Origin of the sequence: Calothrix sp. PCC 7507 (assembly GCF_000316575.1) — a bacterium.
Taxonomy (GTDB): Bacteria; Cyanobacteriota; Cyanobacteriia; order Cyanobacteriales; family Nostocaceae; genus Fortiea.
Window position 1 is genome coordinate 3,231,963 of sequence record NC_019682.1, and the last position, 25,890, is coordinate 3,257,852.

The 25,890-nt window shown below is 41.8% G+C and carries 21 protein-coding genes and 1 pseudogene; 16 read left to right on the forward strand and 6 right to left on the reverse strand.

Features of this window, described 5'->3' with window-relative positions; all coding sequences use genetic code 11:
- Nucleotides 1–146: 146 nt before the first annotated feature.
- Entirely contained in the window at nt 147–524 is a 378-nt protein-coding gene (locus tag CAL7507_RS13695) for a hypothetical protein (protein ID WP_015129068.1), read from the reverse strand.
- A gap of 206 nt (nt 525–730) precedes the next feature.
- Between CAL7507_RS13695 and CAL7507_RS13700 the strand changes: the two genes are divergently transcribed.
- The 12 genes and pseudogenes from CAL7507_RS13700 (at nt 731) to CAL7507_RS13760 (ending at nt 14,519) form a co-directional block, all read left to right on the forward strand.
- Nucleotides 731–1,261 carry an orange carotenoid protein N-terminal domain-containing protein gene (locus CAL7507_RS13700; protein WP_015129069.1) on the forward strand — a complete coding sequence of 177 codons (531 nt, stop codon included), beginning with the start codon at nt 731–733 and terminating at the stop codon, nt 1,259–1,261.
- 146 nt (nt 1,262–1,407) lie between these two features.
- Nucleotides 1,408–3,789: a phosphoketolase gene (locus tag CAL7507_RS13705; RefSeq protein WP_015129070.1), complete on the forward strand. Its 2,382-nt coding sequence runs from the start codon at nt 1,408–1,410 to the stop codon at nt 3,787–3,789.
- A 690-nt stretch (nt 3,790–4,479) separates the two neighbouring features.
- Nucleotides 4,480–5,496: a chlorophyll a/b binding light-harvesting protein gene (locus CAL7507_RS13710; RefSeq protein WP_015129071.1), complete on the forward strand. Its 1,017-nt coding sequence runs from the start codon at nt 4,480–4,482 to the stop codon at nt 5,494–5,496.
- A 2-nt stretch (nt 5,497–5,498) separates the two neighbouring features.
- Complete coding sequence (locus CAL7507_RS13715; RefSeq protein ID WP_015129072.1) at nt 5,499–6,947, forward strand: chlorophyll a/b binding light-harvesting protein; 1,449 nt, start codon at nt 5,499–5,501, stop codon at nt 6,945–6,947.
- A gap of 59 nt (nt 6,948–7,006) precedes the next feature.
- Nucleotides 7,007–7,519 (forward strand): flavodoxin FldA, encoded by a 513-nt coding sequence (gene fldA / locus CAL7507_RS13720; RefSeq protein WP_015129073.1) that lies wholly within the window; start codon nt 7,007–7,009, stop codon nt 7,517–7,519.
- A gap of 73 nt (nt 7,520–7,592) precedes the next feature.
- A pseudogene (locus CAL7507_RS13730) lies at nt 7,593–8,440 on the forward strand (alpha/beta fold hydrolase).
- Between the two features lie 406 nt (nt 8,441–8,846).
- Entirely contained in the window at nt 8,847–9,881 is a 1,035-nt protein-coding gene (locus tag CAL7507_RS13735) for a chlorophyll a/b binding light-harvesting protein (RefSeq protein WP_015129074.1), read from the forward strand.
- A gap of 104 nt (nt 9,882–9,985) precedes the next feature.
- Nucleotides 9,986–10,951, forward strand: coding sequence for a chlorophyll a/b-binding light-harvesting protein (locus CAL7507_RS13740; RefSeq protein WP_015129075.1), 966 nt, complete (start codon nt 9,986–9,988; stop codon nt 10,949–10,951).
- A gap of 99 nt (nt 10,952–11,050) precedes the next feature.
- Nucleotides 11,051–11,326: a hypothetical protein gene (locus tag CAL7507_RS13745; RefSeq protein WP_015129076.1), complete on the forward strand. Its 276-nt coding sequence runs from the start codon at nt 11,051–11,053 to the stop codon at nt 11,324–11,326.
- A 194-nt stretch (nt 11,327–11,520) separates the two neighbouring features.
- Nucleotides 11,521–11,766 (forward strand): hypothetical protein, encoded by a 246-nt coding sequence (locus CAL7507_RS13750; protein WP_015129077.1) that lies wholly within the window; start codon nt 11,521–11,523, stop codon nt 11,764–11,766.
- 259 nt (nt 11,767–12,025) lie between these two features.
- Nucleotides 12,026–13,063 carry a type I glyceraldehyde-3-phosphate dehydrogenase gene (gap, locus tag CAL7507_RS13755; RefSeq protein ID WP_015129078.1) on the forward strand — a complete coding sequence of 346 codons (1,038 nt, stop codon included), beginning with the start codon at nt 12,026–12,028 and terminating at the stop codon, nt 13,061–13,063.
- A 451-nt stretch (nt 13,064–13,514) separates the two neighbouring features.
- Nucleotides 13,515–14,519: a transaldolase gene (locus tag CAL7507_RS13760; RefSeq protein ID WP_015129079.1), complete on the forward strand. Its 1,005-nt coding sequence runs from the start codon at nt 13,515–13,517 to the stop codon at nt 14,517–14,519.
- Nucleotides 14,520–14,560: 41 nt separating this feature from the next.
- Here CAL7507_RS13760 and CAL7507_RS13765 read toward each other — a convergent pair whose 3' ends face one another.
- Nucleotides 14,561–15,409, reverse strand: coding sequence for a hypothetical protein (locus tag CAL7507_RS13765; RefSeq protein ID WP_015129080.1), 849 nt, complete (start codon nt 15,407–15,409; stop codon nt 14,561–14,563).
- Nucleotides 15,410–15,524: 115 nt separating this feature from the next.
- Between CAL7507_RS13765 and CAL7507_RS13770 the strand changes: the two genes are divergently transcribed.
- The 4 genes from CAL7507_RS13770 (at nt 15,525) to CAL7507_RS13785 (ending at nt 17,980) form a co-directional block, all read left to right on the forward strand.
- Entirely contained in the window at nt 15,525–16,436 is a 912-nt protein-coding gene (locus tag CAL7507_RS13770) for a metallophosphoesterase (protein ID WP_015129081.1), read from the forward strand.
- Nucleotides 16,437–16,587: 151 nt separating this feature from the next.
- The gene (locus tag CAL7507_RS13775; protein WP_015129082.1) at nt 16,588–16,881 is read left to right on the forward strand and encodes an antibiotic biosynthesis monooxygenase; all 294 of its coding nucleotides are present in this window, start codon (nt 16,588–16,590) and stop codon (nt 16,879–16,881) included.
- Between the two features lie 292 nt (nt 16,882–17,173).
- Nucleotides 17,174–17,464, forward strand: coding sequence for a type II toxin-antitoxin system HigB family toxin (locus CAL7507_RS13780; protein ID WP_236556950.1), 291 nt, complete (start codon nt 17,174–17,176; stop codon nt 17,462–17,464).
- A 114-nt stretch (nt 17,465–17,578) separates the two neighbouring features.
- Nucleotides 17,579–17,980: a type II toxin-antitoxin system HigA family antitoxin gene (locus CAL7507_RS13785; RefSeq protein ID WP_015129084.1), complete on the forward strand. Its 402-nt coding sequence runs from the start codon at nt 17,579–17,581 to the stop codon at nt 17,978–17,980.
- Between the two features lie 54 nt (nt 17,981–18,034).
- On the opposite strand, the gene pcrA is transcribed toward CAL7507_RS13785, so the two are convergent.
- The 4 genes from pcrA to CAL7507_RS13805 form a co-directional block, all read right to left on the reverse strand.
- Nucleotides 18,035–20,347 carry a DNA helicase PcrA gene (pcrA, locus tag CAL7507_RS13790; protein ID WP_015129085.1) on the reverse strand — a complete coding sequence of 771 codons (2,313 nt, stop codon included), beginning with the start codon at nt 20,345–20,347 and terminating at the stop codon, nt 18,035–18,037.
- 371 nt (nt 20,348–20,718) lie between these two features.
- The gene (locus CAL7507_RS13795) at nt 20,719–22,389 is read right to left on the reverse strand and encodes an ATP-binding protein (protein WP_015129086.1); all 1,671 of its coding nucleotides are present in this window, start codon (nt 22,387–22,389) and stop codon (nt 20,719–20,721) included.
- 626 nt (nt 22,390–23,015) lie between these two features.
- Complete coding sequence (metK, locus tag CAL7507_RS13800; protein ID WP_015129087.1) at nt 23,016–24,290, reverse strand: methionine adenosyltransferase; 1,275 nt, start codon at nt 24,288–24,290, stop codon at nt 23,016–23,018.
- Nucleotides 24,291–24,541: 251 nt separating this feature from the next.
- A complete protein-coding gene (locus tag CAL7507_RS13805) occupies nt 24,542–25,546 on the reverse strand; it encodes a phosphoribulokinase (RefSeq protein ID WP_015129088.1) in 1,005 nt (334 codons plus the stop codon).
- Between the last annotated feature and the right edge of the window lie 344 nt (nt 25,547–25,890).

The following is a 25,890-nucleotide window of genomic DNA, read 5'->3' on the forward strand; positions in this document are numbered from 1 at the left end:
GTGCGCGGGTTTCCCGCGTTGAGAGGAGTGGCGTTGGGCAATGCCCACCAAAACCCGGATGTGGTGGGCATTGCCCACCCTACACTTAATATTAAAGTGTACGGAATTTTTTCAATAATCAAACCGGATTCCTATATAACTTGAAATTACCCTCCAGAAGCTTTTCCTTTTTTCAAAGCTTTTTGTAATAGATCATCACTGACGCTAGTTACAGCTTCATCTCTTGAACTGCTAATTTCTTTGGCTATCTCTACATAATCGTCAGGATTACCAGTTGGTTCTGCTACAGTTTTTACCTCTTCTGGTTGAGAGACTTCATATTTAGTTGCAGTCGCCGCTTCCGCAGCTCCGATACCTTCACCTGTGCGATCAATCTCACTGACACTAAATTTTTGTGCCGCGGCGTAATCAGCCTCAAAATCGACCTTAGGCGCTTTTTCTTCCCCACTAACTATATTTTCAGCAGCTAATTGTGCATCATGGGTGGGGGCTTCATTAGGATTTGGCTTGACTTTCTCAGACATAATTAGCACGCTAGGTAATTTTTCTATTGCTAGGGCAATGTTATCAAGGTGACATGCTAATTTCTGGCTATCTTGCGAAAGGTTTTAGCCTCCGTTAAAAGGTAGATAAAAGTCTAGAGGATATCTCTTTCTTCAGGATGTAGGATTGGAGGTTAAAACTTTGATAAGCATAGGTTTGATTTGACAAATTATCTGGGAATCGATTCATGACTGCAAATTATAATCAAACCATTGCTCAATCTTTAAGTAATGAAACTCAGAAAGTGGTAGAGGCTTTTAATGCTTTAGATACCGATGCCAAATTAGCTTGGCTATATTTTGTTTATGAAAAAATGGGTGGATCAATTACTCCAGCAGCGCCTACTGCGGCTGATCCAGAACTAGCACCAATTCTGCTCAGAGATTATTTGCAATTATCCTCTAAGCAGCAACTAGATATTATGCGGGAAATTATTAACAATGAGGATACAGACTATTCTCGTGCTTATGGAGCGTTAAAAGAAAATAATCAGCTGTTAGTTTGGTATGCTTGGGCAGTGGAAATGGGTGATACGGTAGTTGATATCCCAGATGATTACGACGAAACTGACACTATTAATGATGTGCTGTCCCAAATTGAAGAGCTAGATTTTGATGGGCAAATTTCTGTATTGCGGACAATTGCTGGTCAAATGGGACACAGCGATGTGAAGGCGATCGCCACACAAGCAGAAACGGGCAAAACCTCAAGTCTGTAATCATATAGTAGTGTAGGGTGGGCAATGCCCACCATATCTGTGTTTTATGGCAAAACTTGTCACAAGTAGGATGACAATCATAGTTGCAGACCGGTAAACTTACATACTGTTAAGTGTGTCGCAATTTTTTTGTCACGGAGTTTGATATGACCTTAGCAGCTACTCCACAAACAAAGCCTCTAACAGCCGAAGAATTAGATAAAATCAATGCCTACTGGCGTGCAGCTAACTACCTTTCAGTAGGGCAAATCTATCTCCTCGACAATCCACTGTTAAGAGAACCACTCAAGCTAGAACATGTCAAACCCAGACTTTTAGGTCACTGGGGAACAACACCAGGACTTAATTTAATCTATGCTCACCTCAATTGGGTGATCAAAAAGTATGACCTAAATACAATCTACATTGCAGGGCCTGGTCATGGTGGCCCTGGACTCGTTGCTAATACCTATCTGGAAGGAACTTACAGCGAGTACTACCCCAACATCTCCCAGGATGAAGAGGGTATCAAAAAACTCTTTAAACAATTCTCCTTTCCTGGTGGTATCCCGAGCCACGTTGCGCCCGAAACGCCTGGTTCCATCCACGAAGGCGGTGAACTGGGTTATGCCCTTGTCCACGCCTATGGTGCGGCGTTTGATAATCCTGACTTGATTGTGGCTACTGTTATTGGTGATGGTGAAGCCGAAACAGGCGCGCTAGCAGCTAGTTGGCACTCTAACAAGTTTCTCAACCCTGTGCATGATGGCGCAGTCCTGCCGATATTGCACCTGAATGGATATAAAATTGCTAACCCGACGCTATTATCACGGGTGAGCCACGAGGAGCTAGAAAGCTTATTCGTGGGCTATGGCTACAAACCCTACTTTGTGGAAGGTGCTGATCCCGCAGATGTGCATCAGCAATTAGCAGCAGCTTTAGATACGGTAATTGTCGAAATTCAAGGTATCCAAAGAGAAGCCCGCGTACATGGTTTCACCCAACGTCCTCAATGGCCAATGATTATCCTGAGAACCCCGAAAGGTTGGACAGGCCCCAAGGAAGTAGATGGGAAAAAAACCGAAGGTTATTGGCGATCGCACCAAGTCCCCTTTGGTAATATAGCTGGACAGCCAGAACATCTGAAATTACTCGAAGACTGGATGAAGAGTTACAAACCAGAAGAACTCTTTGACAGCAACGGGAAACTGATTCCCGAACTAGCAGCACTAGCGCCCCGAGGTCATCGCCGCATGGGTGATAATCCCCACGCCAACGGCGGTATCCTGTTGCGTGACCTGAAAATACCTGAGTTTGATGATTATGCTGTACATGTTCCCCATCCAGGAACAGCGATCGCTGAAGCCACGAAAGTCACCGGAAAATTCCTCCGGGATGTGCTGAAGCTCAACCAAGAAAGCCGTAACTTCCGCATCGTCGGCCCCGATGAGACAGCATCAAATCGTCTAGATCCTGTATTTGAGGTGACAGACCGGACTTGGGTAGCCGAGAGGCTTCCAGAAGATGATCATCTATCACCCGATGGCCGAGTGATGGAAATTCTTAGCGAAACTTGTTGTCAAGGATGGTTAGAAGGCTACCTGCTGACAGGTCGTCACGGCTTATTCTCCTGCTATGAAGCATTCATCCATATCATCGATTCCATGTTCAACCAGCACGCCAAATGGTTGAAAACTACCTTAGATATACCCTGGCGGCGACCAATAGCCTCTCTTAACTACCTCCTCACCTCCCACGTTTGGCGACAAGATCATAACGGTTTCTCCCACCAAGACCCTGGTTTTATCGACCATGTAGTTAATAAGAAATCAGCGATCGTTCGCGTCTATCTTCCCCCCGATGCCAACACGTTACTATCAGTTACAGACCACTGTCTCAGAAGTCGCAACTATGTCAACGTCATCGTCGCCGGCAAACAACCAGCACTGCAATACTTAGACATGGATGCAGCGATTAAACACTGCACCAAAGGTATTAGCATTTGGGAATGGGCAAGCAACGATCAAGATGGCGAAACAGATGTAGTCATGGCCTGTGCTGGAGACGTTCCTACATTAGAAACCTTAGCAGCAGTAGACATCTTGCGTCAGCACTTCCCAGATTTAAAAGTGCGGGTAGTCAACGTAGTCGATTTGATGACACTACAACCCAAAAGTGAACATCCTCACGGTTTAAGTAGCAAAGATTTCGACACAATTTTCACCACCAACAAACCCATCATCTTCGCTTTTCACGGTTATCCTTGGCTGATCCACCGCCTCACCTATCGCCATACGAACCACAACAACCTCCATGTCCGTGGCTACAAAGAAGAGGGTACTACCACTACCCCCTTTGATATGGTTGTTCTCAACGATCTCGATCGCTTCCATCTAGTAATCGACGTAATCGATCGCGTCCCCAAATTGGGTTACAACGCCGCTTATGTTAAGCAGAAACTGCAAGATAAACTCATCGAACACAAGCACTACATTGCTGAACACGGCGAAGATATGCCAGAAATTCGTGACTGGAAGTGGCCTTATTAGCGCAATCCAGCAGTAGGGGCGAACAACCGTTCGCCCTTCTCGACCAACCATCTCGCCCTCATGAATTTCCTGAATTCTACCGTCTGCATCTCCTAGTGGTCTGTCCCAAAAGTTTTAATAGGTTCGTCATGTTCAGATCCCCGACTTCTTGGAGAAGTCGGGGATCTAGCAGCCTCGTAAAATTAATGTGGTGGAGTACTAGCCTCTTTTCTAGAGGTTTTCTTGTCCCCAGATTTTATTGACAATTTTTATATATAAATCTTCCCAGATATCGCCAAAAGATATGCAAACCCGCAAAACCAATACAATGTTCCAGAAAAAAAGGCTAAATCCCTGATTGCGCTATCCCAAATTTCAAATTAGGATTTAGCCTCATGGTCACAAAAGGTTTATTGCCATTTTGTAAGCAACATCAATCGTAGCATAAGCTTATTGCTATTAAATAGCAAATTTTAAACTTAATTTCTCAACTACTACAAATTCATTCAAGCGCTAATTATATTAATACAGAGCTTTTCTGAGGCACACAATTAATTTATTTACAAATATTTACATTATATAAATGATAATATTTTTCAATAATTCTGGTAGGATATTTCCAAAGCTTATTGAGATAGATAGTCAATTGATTACTACAGTCTCAGGCAGATCAAAATTTTCTTTAGAGGTAACGCCTTGACAAGCATAGCTATGCAAACATCAACATCGACTCCCTGGTGGGCAGGAAACGCCCGATTAACAGACCTCTCAGGGCGACTTTTGGGCGCTCATGTGGCTCATGCAGGGTTAATTGTTTTGTGGGCAGGAGCTACTACTTTGTTCGAGATTGCCCACTTTAACACCTCACAACCCATGTACAAACAGGGGCTAATTCTCTTACCTCACCTAGCAACCCTCGGTTGGGGCGTGGGAAATGGTGGACAGGTAGTAAATACCTATCCCTACTTTGTCATCGGAGTATTGCACCTAATTAGTTCTGCTTTTCTAGGGTTGGGCGGTATTTTTCATGCCCTACGCGGGCCTGCCATTTTAGAAGAAAGGTTTTCTTTCTTTGGCTATCGTTGGCAAGATGCCAATAAAATGACCACAATCTTGGGCATTCACCTAGTTTTGTTGGGTTTTGGTGCTGGCTTGCTAGTTGCTAAAGCCATCTTCTTTGGTGGGTTATATGATTCCACTGTCGGTCAAGTCAGAGTAGTTTCTCATCCTACTTGGAATTCCATAACCATTTTTAGCTACCTATTTGGTGGTGGTGGCCAACACTGGCTGGCTGGAGTCAACAACCTGGAAGACTTAGTTGGTGGTCACATTTGGATCAGTATTCTCTGTATTGCAGGTGGTATATGGCACATAACAACTCAACCTTTTGCCTGGGCAAAGCAGCTTTTTGTCTGGTCAGGAGAAGCTTACCTCTCCTATAGCTTGGGTGCTTTGGCTCTCATGGGTTTGATAGCTACTTATTTTGTTTCTGTCAACACACTAGCCTACCCTGTAGAGTTTTACGGGACAGCATTAAGTATTGGGTTTGACCGCTTTCCCTACTTCCAGAATGGAGATTTATTATCCTCTCGCGTTTGGCTAGCCAATACTCACTTCTGGCTAGCCTTTTTCTTTCTCCAAGGGCATCTTTGGCACGCTCTACGCGCTGCTGGATTTGACTTCCGCGCTGGGAAAGTCGCTCGTTCAACTCGTGGGGAGGTAATCTAACTATGACAACTGCAACAATAACTCAACAAGAATCTAGTTGGTGGGCTGGTAATGCTCGGTTCATTAATCTGTCGGGTCGGCTTTTGGGCGCTCATGTTGCCCATGCTGGGTTGATTGTCCTTTGGGCAGGGGCAATGACCCTATTTGAAATCACTCAATACAACCCTTCTCGACCAATTTATGAGCAGGGGCTGATTCTGCTACCCCATTTGGCAACTTTGGGATTCGGTGTTGGCGATCGCGGACAAATTATTGATACCTATCCCTACTTTGCCATTGGTGTTTTGCATCTAGTTAGTTCAGCTGTGCTGGGTGCTGGTGGCATTTACCATGCGCTTCTAGGCCCGGATGTTTTGCCTAAAAACCAGACATTTCCCGGTTCCTTTGGTTACGACTGGCAAGATGAAGACAAAATGACCACCATCATCGGCATTCATCTGCTGTTATTGGGATTGGGCGCTTGGTTATTGGTAGGGAAAGCTTTGTTTTGGGGCGGCCTTTATGATCCAGTCGTAGCATCTGTACGAGTGATTACTGAACCGACTCTTAACCCTGGGCGCATTTTTGGCTATCTCTTTGGTTGGTTTGGCTCTCAGGGGATAGCGGCTGTTAACAACCTAGAGGATGTGATTGGCGGACATATTTGGGTGGGGTTGCTCTGTATTGCGGGAGGATTTTGGCACATCTTTACTCAGCCTTTTGATTGGGCTAAACGGGTGCTGTTTTGGTCTGGGGAAGCATATCTATCCTACAGCCTCGGCGCTCTGGCTTATATGGGTCTTTTGGCAGCATATTTTGTGACGGTAAACGATACAGTTTATCCCACAGTTTTCTACGGCCCGTTGGGACTGAGTACCACTGCATCGGGAGTAGTGACAGTTCGTACTTGGCTGGCAACTAGTCACTTAGCTCTGGCGATCGCATTTTTGTCTGGTCATATCTGGCACGCTTTGAGAGTGCGTGTCATAGCAGCAGGAATTGATTTTCAGCAAGGAGTTATCAGCCATGCAGGTATGCCGGAAATCGGGAATTTTGATACTCCAGTCAATGCTTCTGATATCTCACTGCGGTTTTTGGCGAATCTTCCCATCTACCGTCAAGGGCTGTCTCCTTTTTCCAGGGGGCTAGAAATTGGTATGGCTCATGGTTACTTCCTACTTGGGCCTTTCGCCAAACTCGGGCCACTGCGGGATACAGAGTTAGCGAACCAAGTAGGGCTACTGGCGACAATCGGTCTGCTGTTGATTTTGTCGATTTGCTTGTGGATTTATGGCAACGCATCGTTTCAAGGGCGCAAAACTCTTCAAGGGGAGCTACCAGAGAATCTGAAAACGGCTAAGTCTTGGAGTGAGTTTAATGCTGGGTGGACAGTAGGTAGTTGTGGCGGAGCCTTATTTGCCTTCTTGTTGTTAACCAATAGCAGTTTGTTTTTTAAGTTGGGCGCGATGTAAGGCTTACACAAATGTGTGTAAGTCATTTTCATCACAAAACTATATATTTAGGTGTCAAGATGTCGAAAAAAATTGGTCTGTTCTTCGGTACTCAAACCGGCAATACTGAAGCTGATGCGGAAAAGATTCGGGATGAGTTTGGTGGTGATATTGTCACATTAAATCCGATTTATGAGGCGGATGCTGCCACTTTTGATGAGTATAATTTGGTGATTATTGGCTCGCCTACTTGGGATATTGGTCAGCTTCAGAGCGATTGGGAAAGCTTTTTCCCTGAACTTGATGAAATAAATTTTAGTGGCAAATTGGTTGCCTATTTTGGTGATGGAGACCAATATGGCTATGCCGATAACTTCCAGGATGCAATGGGAATTCTAGAAGAAAAAATTTCCCAGCGAGGCGGTAAAACGGTTGGTTATTGGCCCATAGATGGATATGACTTTGAGCAATCTAGAGCCGTGAGGAATGGCAAGTTTGTTGGGTTAGCACTTGATAGCGGTGGTCAATCCGATCTCACGGACGATCGCATTAAAACCTGGGTTGCTCAGTTGAAGACAGAATTCAGCTTGTAGAGATTGGGGGCGCAGATTTATGCGCCCTGACTAAAAATTTATAACTGATAACTTATGGGTATGACAGATATTTATGTCTGATGCATTCGATGTTCTGTGGTTAAGTGCAAGTCCTAGTTTGCAGCGTTTTGATCAACCATTGCTGAAATACTTGTCTGAGTCTGTGAGGGTAGCCCAGTGGGAATATCATCAAACTAAAGATGAAGCTAGTACCGCAAGGCGGAAGTCAAAAGTCAAAAGTCAAAAGTCAAAAGTAATATGGAGTAAGCTTTTTAGCGATTGAGAATGGTCTGCTTATTTCCGCCGCACTGTACTAGTTCTATAGATAAAGCAGTGGATTTGCTATCTGAATTTGTGGACAAGTCTGCTGAATCTGTGCATCTAGCAGGACATGGGATGGGAGGTGCGATCGCCTTAACTTTTTCCCGTCGATATCCTCAAAAAGTGCGATCGCTCACTTTATTGGCTGTAGCAACTCAACCTGCAAATACTTGGCACACTCACTATTACGTTCAACGCCAACTTTTTACTATCAGTCGTGAACAGATTTTGGCAAGCAATGTTCGTAGTCTATTTGGCAATCAACCACCTCACACTACTAAAAAATTAATCACAGCCTTAGAGCGAGATTTAGAACAATCCCCTTGCCAGCACTCTCTATTCAAGTTAGTTGATTTACCGAAAGGTGGGGTTTCTATGCCCATGATGGTATGTGGTAGCAAGACTGATCCAATAGTTAACACGCCTGCATTAGATGACTGGCTTAATTGGTTTAAACCAGAAGATACTATTTGGGAGTGCCCAAAAGGATATCATTTTTTTCACTACTTCTATCCTCAACAGGTTGGTGAGCAAATTTTGCGTTTTTGGCAACGCCAAAATACACAGTTAATAGCAAAGTCTGTACTGTCTTCTAACTAGGTTGATAAATAAGGCGACATAAATAACTTTAACTCGTTAAGGTCGTCATTCTATATACGTCAATCAGACCCATAACTATTAGTTATCGGGTCATATTTTCGTATGTTAAACTTTAATTTTTCTGAGACATTCTTTAATTATTAATATTTGTAAATATATTTACTATTTAAGAATTACTTTCAATAAAGTAAGTTCATGCACTCAATAATTGGTGAGTAAAGTCAATAGTTGCAGAAAGTTTACTAGCCTCAATAGCCAGTATTTTCTATCCATTACATCGGAAACTCTTTCTGGCAATCAATTCTAGTTACAAATTTTATGTGCCTACATGACATACATCGCTTAATAGCTATATCTAATTATTGAGTCTGGTTTGCAATAAATAATAAACCTCACAGTCTAACCAATGCAGACATACGGCAATTCCAACGTCAAATATGATTGGTGGGTTGGTAACGCCCGCTTCGCCAACCTCTCAGGCTTATTTATCGGCGCTCACGTCGCACAAGCGGCGTTGACGACTCTCTGGGCGGGGGCTTTTACATGGTTTGAGATCTCTCGCTACAACCCCGAAGTACCTTTGGGCGAACAAGGACTAATTTTGCTACCTCATCTAGCCACCTTGGGCTTTGGTGTGGGAGCAGGTGGACAGATAGTAGATACCTATTCCTATTTCGTGATTGGTGCTTTGCACTTAATTTCTTCTGCGGTACTTGGTGCAGGCGCACTCTTTCATACCTTCAAAGCTCCGCAAAGCTTGAAAGACAGTTCTGGTCAAGCGCGTAAATTTCACTTTGAATGGAACGACCACAAAAAACTTGGCTTGATTTTAGGACATCACCTACTCTTTTTAGGGTTAGGGGCTTTGTTGCTAGTGGGGAAAGCCATTTTTTGGGGAGGACTATACGACGCAACAATTCATGATGTCCGCGTTGTTACCGACCCCACCATCAATCCACTAGTCATCTATGGCTATCAAACCCATTTTGCTAGCGTTAACAACTTAGAAGATTTAGTTGGTGGTCACATTTATGTAGGCTTATTACTCATTGGTGGCGGTGTTTGGCACATCATCCAAGAGCCTTTACCTTGGGCGAAAAAGCTTTTAATCTTCTCTGGTGAAGCTATTCTTTCCTACTCTTTAGGCGGTATTGCAATAGCCGGATTTGTCGCAGCTTATTTTTCTGCAGTTAATACCCTAGCTTATCCCGTGGAATTTTATGGGCCGATCTTAGAAGTCAAGCTTGGTGTTAGTCCTTATTTTGCTGACACGATTAAGTTAGCTAATGGTGGTTACACTGCTAGAGCTTGGTTAGCAAATGCCCATTTCTTCTTAGCTTTCTTCTTTTTACAAGGTCATTTGTGGCACGCACTCAGAGCTATTGGTGTTGACTTTAGCCGCATTGAAAAGGCATTAAATGCCATTGGTAGCGAATCGTAAATAGTCCTGAGTTTCGAGTGCTGAGTGCTGAGTAATCAGAATAACTACTTTACTCAATACTTACAACTCAGCACTCAGCACTTTTATAAGGAGGGTATTGAATTTTGGCAGTTTCTACTGATAAAAGCTTCGCAGCAGATACAGATTTATCGTGGTTGGTTGGTAATGCACGTTTAATTGATTTATCTGGTCAATTATTAGGCGCTCATATTGCCCATGCAGGCTTGATCATGTTTTGGGCAGGAGCAACTACCATAACCGAAGTGACACGTTTTATCCCTGGCGTACCAATGTATGAGCAAGGGCTGACTTTGTTACCTCATTTAGCAACTTTGGGTTGGGGAGTGGGTGTAGGTGGTGAAGTAGTCGATACCTATCCCTATTTTGTGATTGGCATTTTGCATTTAGTTGCATCTGCTGTATTGGGTGCAGGGGGACTTTTTCATGTATTTCGCGCTCCGGCAATTTTATATAATGCTGGTGGTTGGGTGGCAAGATTTCACTATGAATGGAATGATCCTAAGCAGTTAGGTTTAATCTTAGGTCATCACTTGATTATTCTGGGTTTAGGCGCATTTTTGCTAGTAATAAAAGCGATGTTTGTGGGCGGAATTTATGACACCACACTAGGAAATGTACACCTAATTAGTCACCCGAATTTAAACCCCACGACAATATTCGGTTACTTAGTGGGGATAAAAGATGGTAGCTGGAATATTTTAGGAATAGCCAGTGTTGATAACTTAGAAGATGTTATTGGCGGTCACATTTGGATTGGCTTAATTCTCATAGCGGGGGGTATATGGCATATTTTGGTGCAACCTTTTGCGTGGGCTAGGAGAATTTTGCCAATAACTAATGGCGAAGCTATTCTTTCTTATAGTTTACTGGGTTTAGCTTTGATAGCTTTTATTTCGGCTGTATTTGTTGGGTATAACACTACAGTTTTCCCTCAAGAGTTTTACGGCTTGGAACGTCTAGGATTGGCAAATATCCAGTTTTTGCTGGGTGTGGTGGCGTTCTTAGGGTATGTTTGGCATTCTTGGCGATCGCGTCAAATTTATAGTTAATTAATTTTCGCTCAACTCTAGCTAAGGAATGTTTTATGCCTGCGGTTAAAAGCAGTTGACTGTAGGCATTTTTTTGAGATTTTCTAGTAGGAATTAATCATGCTGACTACATTTTTTTGCTTATTATGTGCCTGGACAATCACAATTGGTTTAATTTTGAGTATGTGGTTAACTTTGAAAAAAGGAATAAATTTTATAAAAAAGCTACATCAAATACCTTGTCATGCTTGTGAATACTTCACTAACGATCATCGTCTTAAATGTACAGTACACCCAATTAAAGCTTGTTCAGAACAAGCAATTAACTGTATTGATTTTGAACCTAAAACCGCTGCTTGTAATGCTTGTCAAAAAGGTCGCAGAAAGCTGTGTTAAGTTTATATATTAATCTGCTTTAATTTGGGGAATTTACTTGTGTATGCAGGCAATGGGCAATATAGAAATCTGATTTTATTATTGAAAAAATCTAAGTATCTGTAGGATGGGCAATGCCACCGAAACCCATAATAACGTTGGGTTGAGGAACGAAACCCAACCTACACCTAATGCACTGACACTTATAAATATTTATGAATCAGGAATCCGACTTACTCTCTGAACTATGCGATTTTTTATATCCTCGTAGTTCATATTATGGGCAGTTTCAACCAGAGTATTTGGTATTTAATGCTAATCTCCAATTTTTTTCTCAACGAGTGAGCTATATTTGTAACTTACAAACTGGTGGGAAAATTTCTCCAGAAGAGGCTTATAAACAAATTCATATCCTCTGGAAACAGTTGAAAAGTGCAAGAAAAGAATTAGAAATTAGCTGATTGGACTCAGGCGATACTAAGTACAGCCTATTATAACAAGGTTACGAAAATTTTAACTCTAGGTTATGTGGAGGAACAAAATGCTATATACAACACCTAACAAGAGGGTATTTTATCAAAAAGTGACAGAAACCTTAAAAGATGCCAAGTAAATATGCTTTAGTAGACTTATACTGTCAGGATCAGAAAGTAAAGAGTAAAAAGTAATCTCTTGCGACTTTATCCTTTTGTTAACGTTCCCACAACAGGAGGCTTAATCTTGACAAAGTTGAAAGTTGGCATTAATGGATTTGGTCGGATCGGGCGACTTGTGCTGCGCGCTGGCCTCAATAACCCCAATATTGAGTTTGTGGGGATTAATGACTTAGTACCACCAGACAATCTGGCTTACCTATTAAAGTACGATTCAACTCACGGTAAGTTGAAGATTCAGGTGGAAGCTAAAGATGATGGTATCTTGATCGGTGGGCATTTTATCCCATGTGTGTCGGTGAGAAATCCGGCAGAATTACCCTGGGGAAAATTGGGTGCTGATTATGTTGTGGAATCAACAGGACTCTTCACCGGACAAGAAGGGGCTGCAAACCACCTGAAGGCGGGTGCAAAGCGAGTAATAATTTCTGCTCCTACCAAAGATCCTGATAAAATTCCTACCTTGCTGATGGGTGTCAATCACCATCTCTTTGATCCCAGCAAAGATATTATTGTTTCTAATGCTAGCTGTACGACAAACTGTCTAGCTCCCATAGCTAAGGTCATCAATGACAACTTTGGTTTGACTGAAGGGTTAATGACTACTGTTCACGCAATGACTGCTACCCAGCCTACTGTAGATGGCCCTAGTAAAAAAGACTGGCGGGGTGGTAGGGGTGCAGCTCAAAATATTATTCCTTCTTCGACAGGGGCTGCTAAAGCTGTGGCTTTGGTATTACCAGAGTTGAAGGGTAAATTGACTGGTATGGCATTCCGAGTTCCCACACCTGATGTGTCTGTGGTTGATTTAACCTTTAAGACTGCCAAGGCTACTAGCTATAAAGAAATCTGTGCGGCGATGAAAGAAGCTGCATCTGGTTCTCTAGCTGGTATTTTAGGTTACACAGATGAGGAAGTTGTTTCCACAGATTTTCAGGGTGATACTCACTCTAGTATTTTCGACGCAGGCGCTGGTATTGAACTTAATGCCAATTTCTTTAAGGTGGTTGCCTGGTATGACAATGAATGGGGTTACTCGAATCGTGTGGTTGACCTCATGTTGTCAATGGCACAGAAGGAAAAATTAGCAGTAGCTACAGTTTGATTTAGTCATTAGTCATTAGTCATTAGTCATTGGTAAATATCTATATGACTTTTGACTAGGGACTTTTGTAATTTGGGTTAACAAAAGTGCAAGTGATTACACGGCGTTTGAATGTAACTTAAAGCACTTGTAAACTCAAATGTGTTAACATAGGATTTGTAGAGTCTATGTAGTGGGCTGAATCTTTACGAAAAAATTTTGATGAATGATGACCTCCGACATTCTATTTAGTCAGTCAGGAACAACGAGTTTAATTAAAGTGCATTCTATCGGACAACCATTTTTGGCATAAGAAACCTAGAATAGGCGTGAAGCTCAAAATAGAAAGCAAATTTGAGCAGCGGTAAGGAAAAGTTGTAAGAATCTAGATTTAACCAACCGCAGAAGGCGCACAGCGTCAACAAAGAATCGGGGAATGAGTAAGTCTTAAACAAAATTCATGGAGTGTTATATGTCGAAGAATTTGCTGGAACAATTGCGAGAGATAACAGTTGTAGTTGCGGATACAGGTGATATCCAAGCGATTGAAAAGTTCAAACCCCAAGATGCTACTACCAATCCCTCGCTGATTACTGCAGCGGCGCAGATGCCGGAATATCAAGAAATTGTCGATCAGACTTTGTTGCAAGCGAAGAAAGACGCGGGTGCTAATGCTAGCCAAGCACAGATAGTTTCTCTGGCTTTTGACCGTTTGGCGGTGTCCTTTGGACTGAAGATTTTGCAAATTATCCCTGGTCGGGTGTCTACAGAAGTGGATGCCCGCCTATCGTACAATACGGAAGCTACTGTTGCTAAAGCTAGAGAGCTAATTGCTCAATACAAAGCTGCAGGAATTGGCCCTGAACGGGTGCTAATTAAAATTGCTACTACCTGGGAAGGGATTAAAGCTGCGGAGATTCTGGAGAAAGAAGGTATCCATTGTAACTTAACTCTGTTGTTCGGGATTCACCAAGCGATCGCCTGTGCGGAAGCTGGTGTCACCCTGATTTCTCCCTTTGTGGGCCGGATTCTTGACTGGTACAAAAAAGACACTGGCAAGGATTACGCCGCTACTGAAGATCCAGGCGTGTTGTCTGTCACCAAAATCTACAACTACTACAAGAAATTCGGCTACAAAACCGAAGTTATGGGCGCTAGTTTCCGGAACATTGGGGAAATTATTGAACTTGCAGGTAGTGATTTGCTGACAATTTCACCCTCGTTGTTGGCGGAATTACAAGCAACCATTGGCGAACTACCACGTAAACTTGATCCCGCCAATGCAGCAACTTTGAAAATTGACAAGATCAATGTTGATAAAGCTGCTTACGATAAGTTGCACGCAAGCGATCGCATGGCGTCTGATAAACTTTCTGAAGGTATCGAAGGTTTCACTAAAGCACTCGTGGCTTTAGAAAAACTTTTGGCTGAAAGACTAGCTACCCTAGAAAGTAAAGCCTCCGCCCCTGTAGCTTAGGCTAGCTTCTAGTATTGTTTCGTAGAAAGATCCCCGACTTCTCAAAGAAGTCGGGGATCTTTTTTGTCCGTGATTATTTGCCTTTTAAAAATCACAATTTCATTCCCCACGATAGGGTTACGCGCTATCAGTCGATTTTGAGAATCAACAATTTCTAGATGGCTGAAATCTAATTGTTGGGAGCGTTGTAAAATCTCATTCGCCAATTTATCCTGTTGGGATGCTACGAGTGTGTACCAATCATCACTAATTTTCACAGTGAGATTACTAGTGCGAAAATTGGCTTGAATCGATTTGATCAGTCCATCAGCAAAGCGATCGCTAATTTCTGCTACTTGATTTTTGATCGCTGCAATCAAGGCTTGTTCTGGTGTCAATTCCACTGCTGGGGTAGGCGTGGGGTTTGGTTCCGGTTCTGGTTCTGGCGGCGGTATAATTTCTGCTGTTGGCTGGGGTTCTGGTGTAACTGTGACTGATTCTGGTGGTGGTTGGGCGATCGTTGGTGTTGGTATAGGAGCCTCCTCAACTGGGGGAACCGTTGCTATCTCAGTTGGTTTAGCACTAAAAACAGTCGTAGTTGTCCAAACTAAAATCACAGCGATTCCCGCAAGAATTCCTGTCAAAGCCGTGTCCGACAAATTCGATGAAAAATTAGTTGGTAACAAAGAGCGAATTTTCGTTAACAGTCCACTCCAGAAACTAGGGGTGTCTTCAGCACCAGGTGGCGGCGCTGTATCCAATTTCACCACTGCTGTTTCTAAAATTCCAATCGTCCCTCTGAGAACTTGGATAATTTTAACCTTCCAAATTGGTTGGTTTCTCTGGTAGGGTTTTGGGGGAGTCGGTTCGGGGGACGAAGGTGGTTGCGAATTCTGATTGTCTTGTGACATGGAACTTTCACCAACAGCAACGAATCAAAGATAAATCAAAGTGCAGCCACTTTTGCCTTAAATGTATCACTTCGTTGCTTACGCTAAACTCATTAATTGTTTAATTTGGTAATTTATGAACTTGAAACGTCGCAAATTTCTATTTCTCAGTAGCCTCGGTACTTTTAGTGCAGGATTTCTGGGCTGGAAATATCTTCTCCAAAATAACCAAAGCATCCCTACACCGGATATAGCGATCGCTGCTATTCCACCTAAAAAAGATTTGCTATTGCGTTTTGTGTCTGTGGCAGATACAGGAACCGGAGCTAGGGGGCAATATGACGTTGCTAAGGCAATGACTAATTATTATCAGCAAAATCCTTATAATTTAGTGGTTTTAGCTGGAGATAACATTTACACCAACGGCGAAATTGAAAAAATTAATGCTGTTTTTGAGCGTCCCTATCAATACTTACTCAAGCAAGGTGTGAAGTTTCAAGCTTGTTTAGGTAATCATGATATTCGCACTGCCAACGGCGATTTACAAGTCCGCTATGCTGGTTTTAATATGAAGGGACGCTACTATACTTTTAGCCGTGGATCTGTACAATTTTTCGCCTTAGATACTAACAGTAATGCTGATTGGAAAAATCAGTTAACTTGGTTAGAAAAAGAATTAAGTACTAGTAAGTCTCCTTGGAAAGTAGTATTTGGTCATCATCCAATTTATGCATCTGGTCATTATGGAAGTAATCCAGATTTTATTAAAACTTTTACTCCCCTGTTTAAAAAATATAGCGTGCAACTCTACATTAATGGTCATGAACACCATTATGAACGCACCCGCGCTATTGATGGCACAACTTACTTAATTTGTGGCGCAGGTGCTGGTAATCGTTCGGTAGGAAAGAGTGAATGGACAGAATACTCTACTAGTAATTTAAGTTTTGCTACCTATGAAGTGTTTCCCGATAGAATAGAATTAAATGGCATTGATACTAGTTTCCGAGTTTTTGATCGAGGCGTAATTAAGTTGAAATCAACTTAATTCTTATCCATATAATTTAGATATTTGGTGGGCAATGCCCACTAAACAAATTGCATTCAACATTATTAAAACTAGGATAATTTTTTCATCTAGTAATATCTAGGCGATCGCATGATAGTAAATCACATCAAGTCAACTTAGAAAAAAGTTTATGATTCTAGAGGCGGTTATGCTGAATATCAAACCTGGATTGGAAAATGATTTTGAATCGGCTTTCAAAAAAGCTTCCAGTATTATCTCATCTATGAACGGATATTTATCTCATGAACTTCATAGATGCATAGAAACTCAAGGCAAATATTTATTACTTGTCAAATGGGAAAATTTAGAAGCTCATACTGTGGGATTTCGAGGCTCTGATGAATATCAAGAGTGGAAAAAATTGTTGCATCATTTTTATGATCCTTTTCCCACTGTTGAGCATTTTGAAGAAGTGGCAATATAGCTCAGTTGCAACGTAAGATTGGCTTTTTAATCGCTAAACATATTTTCTCGTTTTCTTGTACAGCTAGGGAAGACTTACTTTATATCTCTATCTACTCTCTCTCATTGATGCTGCTGCGAAGACAATACCTCATCTAAAAGGCACTTGCAGAAAACTCCTGCATAAGAACTTGACAATCAGTTCTCAAAATGAGAACATAAATAAGTTGTTAAGCAAAGGTTACTACATGAGTGAGCTACAGCAATACGGACTAGTGGCGTAGCATAACTGATCCCAAATAAGGAGGATTTGAATGATGCGTGTCATTGGTTTGGAAAACTTAGTTGAATTTAGTAAGATTCATCCCGATGCTGAAGTTCCTCTTGATACATGGCGTCAAGCAGCTGAACAGGCAGAATGGAAACATATTATAGATTTAAGAGAAGTCTATCCACATGCAGATTTTGTAGAAGGCTATACAGTCTTTAACATAGGAGGAAATAAATATCGATTAATTACGAAAATTACTTACATAGTGAAGACTATTAATATTAAATATGTATTAACTCATAGTGAATATGATGAAGGGAAGTGGAAAAAGTAATGCAAATTTTAGGTATTCATGATCTTAAGATTCTGCGGAGACTACCTTTGATTTTTTAATCACCTGGGAACACCGCATTCGGTGTTCCTAGAAAATGTATTTTATGGGTTTTGTATGACTAGCACACTGAACAAGGAAGAATATTCTAGGCTACTTGCTGAAACTTTGCCACGAATCATTGATACAGAAACTGAGCATAAGCGTCTACTAAATGAGGTAGATAAGCTTATGGATTTGGGTGAGAATCTCACAGTAGAACAAGCTGAAGTTTTACAGTTGTTAGTGACATTAATTGAGCAGTATGAAAATCAACACTATCAATTGAAAACTGCAACACCTCTTGACATATTACAGGAATTGATATTAGCACGAGGACTAAAACAAAAAGACTTAGTAGAAGTTTTTGTCTCTAAAGGTATTGCTTCAGAAGTGATTAATGGCAAAAGAAGTATTAGTAAAAGTCAAGCTAAAGCACTAGGAAACTTTTTTCATGTATCACCTGCACTATTTTTGTAGGCTAAAAAGTTGGGGCGTTTTTGTAATGAATTCGTCCTTAAAAATGAAGAATTCTTACTCCACTTTTTGTAACTGCGCCACTCTAGGATCAACAATTTTTTGTCCCAGACTAGCAAATTTAATCGCCACAGAAATTTTATTCCCAGTTCCGAATACATGAGTAATTTCACCCAAGCCAAAGGTTTTATGCAATACACGATCGCCTACTTGCCAATTCTCAGTAGCACCTGGTTTCCCGCTACTTTTAGTATAAGGTTGCCGACTTTTAAGCCCGGTAGTTAATAATTCTTCAGGTAATTCGTCGAGAAATTGCGATCGCATCGCCGGTTCCCGCGAACCATACAAGCGGCGTTCCCTAGCATGTGATAAATATAACCTTTCTTGGGCACGAGTAATCCCCACATAACAGAGGCGGCGTTCTTCTTCCAAAGATGCGGGATCACCAAGCGATCGGTAGCCGGGAAATAATCCTTGTTCTAATCCCACCAAAAACACTACCGGAAATTCTAGCCCTTTGGAAGCGTGCAAAGTCATCAAAGAAACGGCTGTTTGTCCTTCTTTTAAGTTATCTAAATCGGAACTAAGGGCGGCGCTATTCAGAAAATCTCGGAGAGAAACCTCTTCGTTTTCTTCTTGAAATTGCAGCGCAGCGTTATAAAGTTCCTGGACGTTTTGTACCCGATCTGTGGCTTCATCTGTGCCTTGACTCATCAAGTCTTGAACGTAACCAGAATCTTCTAATATTCCTTGCAAAACCTCAGTCACGGGAAGCGTGGCGATTTGTCCTTGCCAATTACCAATCATTTGGGCAAAGCTATTCACCGCTTTTGTTGCTCTTCCAGCTAATGTATTAACTGACGTTTCATCACTGAGTATTTCCCATAAAGTTGTCCCTAATTGCTGAGATGCATTCACCAAAGCGTCAATAGTAGTTTTGCCAATTCCCCGCCGGGGAGTATTGATGACTCGTAACAAACTAACTGTATCAGCTGGGTTAGCGATCGCTCTTAAATAAGCTATAACATCTTTAATTTCTTTCCGGTCATAAAACCTCATCCCGCCCACGACTGTATAAGGAATTTGTTTTTCTACTAACAATTGTTCAAAGGGGCGAGATTGAGCGTTCGTCCGATAAAGTATGGCAAAACTCCCCCAGTTCAATTCTGGATTTTGCTGTTCTAAAGTCTGGATTTGATTAATCACAAATGCTGCTTCTGCAAGTTCTTCATCAGCTTTGTGACAATAAATCTTCTCCCCCGTATCTCTCGTCGCTTTGAGGACTTTATCAATCCGTTGGGTGTTATTTTCAATTAGTTCATTTGCTGCTTGCAGAATATTTTCACAAGAGCGATAGTTTTCTTCTAACTTCACCATTGTTCGGGTGTCGTCATCTGCCAAACCATCACCAAAGTCTTGCTGAAATTCTAACAAAATAGTGAAATCAGCCATTCTAAAGCTATAAATTGATTGATCTGCATCACCCACAACAAAAACTGAGCGATTCCGCCACTCCCATGCACTCTTGCTATCTTCGCCATTTGTCACCAACAGGCGAATTAGATCATATTGAGTGCGGTTAGTATCCTGATATTCATCCACTAGGATATGGCAAAACTTGCGATGCCAGTAACCTAAAACCTGTTCATTTTGTTGAAATAATCTTGTAGGAACTAGAATTAAATCATCAAAATCGAGGGCGTTATTTTCGGCTAACCTAGCTTGATATAAATCATAAACGTTAGATATAACTCGTCCGCGATAATTTGGTTGTTCCCGTTCAAATTCCTGTGGCGATAAGCCTTGATTTTTAGCATTACTAATAGCGTAACGCACAGAACGAGCATCAAATTTCTTATCGTCTAAATTTAGCTGTTTAGTAACAATATCTTTAATCAGACTTTGCACGTCTGATTCATCAAAAATGGAAAAATTCTTATTCCAACGACGACCTTTTTCGTCTTGATATTTCTCAATATCAAAGCGGAGAATGCGAGACAGTAAACTATGGAAAGTGCCACACCATAAATCTTTGATAGTGGTGCGATAAACTTGCGATCGCAGTTTCACCTGCACATATTCTGGCAGCAAATCAAAGCGCTGTCCATGTTCTGACATTGCCAACTGTTCCGCAAATAGCTTTTGAATCCGCTCCTTCATTTCCCGTGCGGCTTTGTTGGTGAAAGTCACCGCCAGGATATTCTCTGGAGCAACACGGTGTTTAAGAATCAGGTTCGCAATCCGATAAGTTAGCGCTCGTGTTTTACCAGAACCAGCGCCAGCCACAACTAGCAACGGGCCGCAGTAGTGTTCGACGGCTTGACGTTGGCTGGGGTTGAGGTGACTGAGAAAGTCAATACTTGTTGTCATGAATAGCTAAGGCGACTGGAAAAAGAAGCGCTCTTATTGAGCGTATCGCAATCAAAGCATATTATTCTAGGCTACAGCTATTTTTAGGTAAATAGACTACCTGTCAAAAACATCAGTCAGAAATATGCTCTCTCACTGGAGTCTACTTCAAATCCTGTAGGGTGCTGTTAGCGTAGCGTAACGCACCATATATTTATCACATTATTTGTAGCGATCGCCTGAAGGTGCGTGACGGCAAAGTTGATTTATTTCGTTGCGCTTCATGATTTATCGTAGCCGTCACACACCCTACAAATCTGCTTTTTCTGTAGGGTGCTGTTAGCGAAGCGTAACGCACCATATATTTATCACATTAGCCTTTTTGCACAAACTTATTCTTGCACAGTCAACGGCAGACGGACGGTAAAAGTAGAACCAACTCCCGGCTGACTTTTCACAATAATTTCACCACCCATCATCTGACAAAAATGGCGGCTAATTGCTAACCCCAATCCCGTACCACCATACTTTTTCGTAGTTGAGTTATCGCCTTGGATGAAAGGTTGAAATAATTGCTGCTGTTGACTGGGAGTCATCCCAATACCTGTATCACTAACGGTGAAGGTAATCACGCCAAAAGGAGCATTCATTAAGTCTTCTTTTTCACTGGTAACTGCTAGTACCACTTTGCCGTTAGTAGTAAATTTAGCAGCATTGCTCAATAGGTTTAACAATACCTGCCTCATCCTAGTTTGATCAGCATACATTGTCCCCAGTTGCCGATCGTAATCAATTTCTAAGATATTGGCATTTTTTTCTATAGCTGGCTTGACGGTGAGAACAATGTTATTAATCAGTGTGGCAATTTCAAATGTCTCTGGGTAGAGAGTCATTTTCCCTGCTTCAATTTTCGACAAATCTAAGATGTCGTTAATTAGTTCTAGTAAATGTCTACCAGCGGAGTTAATTGTTTCTAAATCGGTGATAAAATCTCCCGACAAACTTAAATCTATGGCATCATCTTGCAGTAATTGGCTTAAGCCAATTACTGCATTTAAGGGTGTACGTAACTCATGACTAACATTCGCTAGAAACACACTTTTTGCTTTGCTAGCGGCTTCAGCTAATTCTTTGGCTTGTTGTAACTCTTTAGTCCGCTCAGATACTCGCTCAATGAGCCGATTTAGCGACTTAGCTAATAACCCAATTTCATCTTCTGTGGTGACAGGCGCTCGTAAATCGAAATTAGATTTTCGCGCCACCTGTTCCGCCACTTGGGTGACAGTAATTACTGGTTCAGCGATCGCCCGACTAGTACGCCATGCTACGATAGCGGCGATCGCCACTGAAACTAGCATACTAATCATCACAATTAATCTCTCAACTCCTTTGGCCTCTTCTACACCTTTTGTTTGTTGTGCTTCTTGCTCTTCAGCATTTTTCAAATATCGGCTTAAGGTCTGCGAAAGCTGCTCTAGGCGCATTGCTGTTTCACCGCGCATAATTTTCAGCAACTGCTCTTGCGCTAAAGAGACTTCTTTTGGCTGTACTTGCAGATAATTGATTGTCTGCAATACAGCCTTGATTTGCTCAACGTAGGAATTTAAGTTAGTCTCGTAATCCTGTAATAAAGTTTGTAAATTATCACTTGTTGCGGCTAAATTCTTGGGCTTACTTTGAATAAAAACGTTAATGTCTCCTTCTAATTTCTTAGCGCTTTCCACACTCTTCAGAAATTCTGCTTTTTTCGTTTGTAATCGTTGTAAATCTGACAAATTCGCTGGCAAACTATAGCTGTGTAACTGTGCCCCCAATACAGCATCTTTATAATTAGTTAGCAATTGTGCTTGATGATGAACTTGATATAGTTGTACAACTGCTCTACTACGGTAATAATTGGCAATTACTAAACCAGTCAGTGACCCAAAAAAGCCAATGCCAATTGCTACAAAATACCCATAGCCAATTTTTTGATGTATGCGCCAAGAACTGGCTTTAAGCTTCCCTCTTGACGGGAATTCTATGGTTGGGAGTTCGTCTATAGATGGCTCTTCCGCTTGCACTGTTTTGCTTTCTGAACTGCTGTTAACAGAAGTTGGCTTTTGAGGAGAGCATACCTCAACTCTCCTTACCCTCCTGTAAAAATCACCACACTAGCCTTGGTCGTGTAATCACTGCAACTAGTGATTGACACCTGCATCATCCTCTTTTATAGCAAGAGGGAATCACTACTCACCAGATAATTGCCACGACCTTAATGATACTTGAGTAATTATTGATCCAAAAACTAGGCAGAAATGAACAAAAATTACCTTTTTTAATAAAAAAACTATTAATGACGGTCAGCAAACTTCTAGAATTGTGTTTTTCTACTTTAACCGAACCGTAGCTGATTGCGACGATATTTTAATAATTTGGTACGCTGCTACTCTATGTTACTCTAACTTTCTATCAGCTACTTAGAACATGCTGAGAGCGCTTTTCTCTAGTTTCCTACAGTCAAGAGCATCGAAGCTGGTGTTTCTAATAGTCAGTCTAGCTTTTCACTAAATCCTATCATCAATTCTTTTATGCAAAAAGAGTTTTCTCATCCAAACAGAAAACCCTCTATCTTTAGATAGAGGGTGGGGATTGGGGATTGGATAATAAATTTTCCTTTAATTCCCAGTCCCAGTCTCTGGCCTTTAGTTTAATGTAGCGTCTTGGCGATCGCTGCCGATAGTGTCTCGTTCGCCGCTTGCTTCAACAATTCTGCCTTATCGGTACGCTCCCAAGGCAAATCTAAATCAGACCGCCCAAAATGACCGTAAGCCGCGACGTCCTGATAAAAACGTCCGCCTCTTTCATTTGGTAGGTTGCGTAAGTTGAAAGCATGGATGATTCCCGCTGGTCGTAGTTCAAAGTGCTGTTTGACTAATTCCAGCAAGATGTCATCATCTACTTTGCCAGTACCAAAAGTATCGAGAAAAATGCTAGTGGGTCGCGCTACGCCAATAGCATAGGATAGTTGAATTTCAACTTTGTCTGCTAATCCTGCGGCCACCAGATTTTTAGCCACATAGCGAGCTGCATAAGCAGCGGAACGGTCTACCTTAGTGGGGTCTTTACCAGAAAAAGCACCGCCGCCATGTCTGGAATAACCACCATAGGTATCAACAATGATTTTCCTTCCTGTCAAACCAGAGTCACCTTGAGGACCACCAACGACAAATTTACCTGTGGGATTGACTAAAAAACGTGTTTGCTCATCTGGCTTCACGTCAATGTCACCAAATACAGGTTGGACAACTGCTAACCAAAGATCCTCTTTAATCTTGGCTTGTACTGCCGCCTCATCTGTGATTTCCCCGATAGTGGCTGTATGCTGAGTAGAAATCAGTATTGTATCAATTCCTACAGGGCGTCCATCTTCATAGACTACAGTCACTTGGGTTTTGCCATCAGGGCGTAGGTAAGATAAATCACCTGTTTTTCTAACTGCGGCTAGACGGCGAGCAATGCGATGGGCAAGACTGATAGGTAAAGGCATCAGTTCTGGTGTCTCGTTGCTAGCAAAACCGAACATTATCCCTTGATCGCCTGCACCAATTTTATCGAATAGTTCATCACTATCTTCTTGGCGGGTTTCTTGGGCGGTGTTGACACCTTGGGCAATATCAGGAGATTGTTCGTCTAAAGCCACCAATACACTCGTGCTGTTGGCAGAAAAGCCGTTATCTGCGTCAGTATAGCCAATTTCAGCAATCTTCTGGCGGGCGAGATTGACATAATTAACATTGGCTTTGGTGGTAATTTCACCTGTGATTAACACCAAACCAGTATTAACTACAACCTCAGCGGCAACGCGACTAGTAGGATCTTGTGTCAGCAAAGTATCAAGAATCGTATCAGAAATCTGATCGCATATTTTATCTGGATGACCTTCGGTAACTGACTCAGAGGTAAATAAATATCGACGAGACAAAGGAATTTCCTCCTTTTAAAGTGTTTTCACTGACTAAATGTGGTTGTTTAGCGCAGTTACTCTAATTTCTGAAATCATAACAATAATTACACAATCAGTAGTTAGTGTTGTTCGTATCTGTTAAAAAACTACTAACAATTTATAAATATATGTGAGATGAACAATATTTTTCTGGCTAAAATGTTTTTAACAACACAAAAAAAGGGGATACCCTGAAGCACCCCCAAATATTTGACACAAACACTGCTGCTTTAAACCTGAACTGCTAGTTTGGCTTCCTTTGTTGTTAACCGTTCGTATGCATCACGCATTTTCAGACCTGTCAGCACTTGGAATAAACCAGTACCATTGTTAGAACCAGGATACTCACGGTGCTGGAGTAACAAGTGAGTCAATTCACCTTGGTATTTTGTGGATGTTTGGCTGAGATGCTTTTCGATGTAAATCACCTCTTCCAGGTTGTCAAATTGACCATCCACCTCTAAAACAGAGACGTAACGACCGTAGTAAACATCCGAACCATAGTAAAGTTGCATACCAGGGTATGAACAGGTAAGTTTGCGTCCGCAAGGTGTCCAGTTAATGGTTGACCCTTGATCAAAGAGGTAAGCTGGCTCAAAGCCTTCCTTACTTTCTTGTTGAAGCATCCGTACCCGCAGCACTTTCCGCTCTGTATCGTTTTTGATTAAGTTAGTGGGTAATACTTGGAGAACCACATCCGCAAATTCTCTTTGTGGTTCGATATACTTTTCAAAATCAGGCTTACGGGAATTGATTTGAGCTAAAACATCTTCATAGCGGTGACCGCGTTCAGCCATGTCCCGCTGAATTTTCCAGGCAATTTTAACTTCATCGCTGATGTCAAAATACACACTGAAATCGATTAGCGATCGCACCCGTTCATCATATAAAGGATGTAACCCTTCAACAACTATAATGTGATTTGGCTCAATCCGCTCTGGCGGATCAATTAAGCCTGTCTCGTGATTATAAATCGGTTTATCAATCCCTTGACCATTTTTGAGCGCTTTAATTTGCTCATACATCAAGTCAAAATTATTCGCCCTGGGGTCAAGTGCTGTAATCCCCGTTTCTTTGCGCTGTTTGCGATCTAGAGAATGATAGTCATCTAAGCAGATAACCGTCATCAAATCTTCACCAAACAAATCTATCAACCGACGCAAAAACGTGGATTTACCGCAACCGGAGTCTCCGGCTACTCCAATCAGTACCACGCGTTCTGGCTTACTTGTCATAAATCTCCTCTAAATACTAAAAAAGATGTGTCAATCAATAATTTTTCACACAGCAGATTTTGCAGCCAGGAACTTACCCATTGGTTTGTCCTGCGTTCTTGTTACCCACAGCCCTATAAGAAGTCAGACGGGTATACAACAAAGTAATAAGCTCATGGGCGTCTAAATCATATAAACACTCTTTAATGATCGTTAACTGCTGACTGCTGACTGTTTACCGCCAACTGTCAACTGTCAACCGTCATCAGATAAATATACAAGTTAAATGCATCACAGCTTAGTTGTTACTCGTCGGACTAGCCTGAATCCATTGCTGGTAAGTATTTAATCCTAGTGGTATATTT

Coding starts and splice junctions, on each gene's coding strand:
- CAL7507_RS13760 (WP_015129079.1), top strand. CDS start 13,515: ATGTCGAAGAATTTGCTGGAACAATTGCGAGAGATAACAGTTGTAGTT.
- CAL7507_RS13715 (WP_015129072.1), top strand. CDS start 5,499: ATGACAACTGCAACAATAACTCAACAAGAATCTAGTTGGTGGGCTGGT.
- CAL7507_RS13780 (WP_236556950.1), top strand. CDS start 17,174: ATGATGCGTGTCATTGGTTTGGAAAACTTAGTTGAATTTAGTAAGATT.
- fldA (WP_015129073.1), top strand. CDS start 7,007: ATGTCGAAAAAAATTGGTCTGTTCTTCGGTACTCAAACCGGCAATACT.
- CAL7507_RS13785 (WP_015129084.1), top strand. CDS start 17,579: ATGACTAGCACACTGAACAAGGAAGAATATTCTAGGCTACTTGCTGAA.
- CAL7507_RS13770 (WP_015129081.1), top strand. CDS start 15,525: ATGAACTTGAAACGTCGCAAATTTCTATTTCTCAGTAGCCTCGGTACT.
- CAL7507_RS13710 (WP_015129071.1), top strand. CDS start 4,480: ATGCAAACATCAACATCGACTCCCTGGTGGGCAGGAAACGCCCGATTA.
- CAL7507_RS13700 (WP_015129069.1), top strand. CDS start 731: ATGACTGCAAATTATAATCAAACCATTGCTCAATCTTTAAGTAATGAA.
- CAL7507_RS13775 (WP_015129082.1), top strand. CDS start 16,588: ATGATTCTAGAGGCGGTTATGCTGAATATCAAACCTGGATTGGAAAAT.
- CAL7507_RS13695 (WP_015129068.1), bottom strand. CDS start 524: ATGTCTGAGAAAGTCAAGCCAAATCCTAATGAAGCCCCCACCCATGAT.
- CAL7507_RS13745 (WP_015129076.1), top strand. CDS start 11,051: ATGCTGACTACATTTTTTTGCTTATTATGTGCCTGGACAATCACAATT.
- CAL7507_RS13765 (WP_015129080.1), bottom strand. CDS start 15,409: ATGTCACAAGACAATCAGAATTCGCAACCACCTTCGTCCCCCGAACCG.
- CAL7507_RS13735 (WP_015129074.1), top strand. CDS start 8,847: ATGCAGACATACGGCAATTCCAACGTCAAATATGATTGGTGGGTTGGT.
- CAL7507_RS13805 (WP_015129088.1), bottom strand. CDS start 25,546: ATGACAAGTAAGCCAGAACGCGTGGTACTGATTGGAGTAGCCGGAGAC.
- CAL7507_RS13705 (WP_015129070.1), top strand. CDS start 1,408: ATGACCTTAGCAGCTACTCCACAAACAAAGCCTCTAACAGCCGAAGAA.
- pcrA (WP_015129085.1), bottom strand. CDS start 20,347: ATGACAACAAGTATTGACTTTCTCAGTCACCTCAACCCCAGCCAACGT.
- CAL7507_RS13750 (WP_015129077.1), top strand. CDS start 11,521: ATGAATCAGGAATCCGACTTACTCTCTGAACTATGCGATTTTTTATAT.